We start from the raw sequence: 1,064 nt of genomic DNA on the forward strand, positions 1-1,064 counted from the left end.
TCAAGTTCACGTTGAATGACCTCGCGCAGCGGTCCGGGCTATCGGTGTCCGCAGTGTCGAAGGTAGAAAATGGTCAGGTTTCGCCAACATACGAGACGATCCTGCGGCTCGCCGTTGGATTGAACGTCGATGTGACAGAATTATTCGGCAGCACCACGGATAAAGCCGGCGCCGCAGGCCGAATGGTCGTGACCAGAAGGGGCGCGGGCATACCGCAGAAGTCGCCTCACTATGAATATGAAATGCTCAGCGCCGACCTCTCGACGAAGGAGTTCACCCCTCTGCTGACGCGAGTGCGTGCACGCTCGATCAAGGAGTTTCCTGAAATTCAGGGGCACATGGGAGAGGAGTTCTTTTTCGTGCTGTCCGGCGAAGTGATGTTGCACACCGAGCACTATGCGCCGGTTCGGCTCTTTCCGGGAGACAGCAGCTACTATGATTCCACCATGGGACATGCGCTCGTTTCGGTGAGCGAGGAAGATGCGCAGATTCTCTGGATTGCCACTCGGGTTCATGGAGTTCTCGCTGCACCCGAGCAGTAAAGCCGGGTCAGGGCACTAAGCACGAAAAACTCTAGGCAAAGCACTTCTTCTGCACAGGGGCTGCGCTGCGAGTTGCGTCCTGACGCAACCCAATTCGCTTCAGAGACGGTCTCACGCAGAAAACGGAAAGACAGATTGACGTGGGTCGATTTTCAAAGGCGAAAGATGAGTAAATCGGCTGGAAAGCGTAGGGTCGCGGTGATCGGCGCGGGTGTGGCAGGCATGATGACGGCCTACGCACTTTCGAAACGAGGCGTCGAAGTGCTCGTGATTGACGCGATGTCGGGCCCGGCCGAAATGTGTAGCCGCGCCAATGCAGGCATCATCGCTGTGGGGCATGCGAGGGCCTGGGCCGGCCCGCAGGCGCTTGGCGCTATGCTCAAAGCGATCGCTGGGCGGGATCCCTCGGTCAAAGTATCACGTCCACTGGATCCGGCGCTGTGGCGCTGGGGCATAGAGTTCCTGGCAAACTGCACGCCACACGCACATCACAGGAACACCGAAACCCTCCAACGTCTGAGC

General features: G+C 58.4%; 2 protein-coding genes. Both read left to right on the forward strand.

Going from position 1 to position 1,064, the window contains the following annotated elements:
* The coding region (locus NKJ40_RS31760) for a helix-turn-helix domain-containing protein (protein ID WP_352469388.1) at nt 1-542 on the forward strand (542 nt) is incomplete at its 5' end.
* A gap of 135 nt (nt 543-677) precedes the next feature.
* On the forward strand, nt 678-1,064 hold a 387-nt coding region (locus NKJ40_RS31765), incomplete at its 3' end, for an FAD-dependent oxidoreductase (RefSeq protein WP_352469389.1).

It is taken from the genome of Mesorhizobium sp. M0119 (genome assembly GCF_040322615.1).
GTDB lineage: Bacteria > Pseudomonadota > Alphaproteobacteria > Rhizobiales > Rhizobiaceae > Mesorhizobium.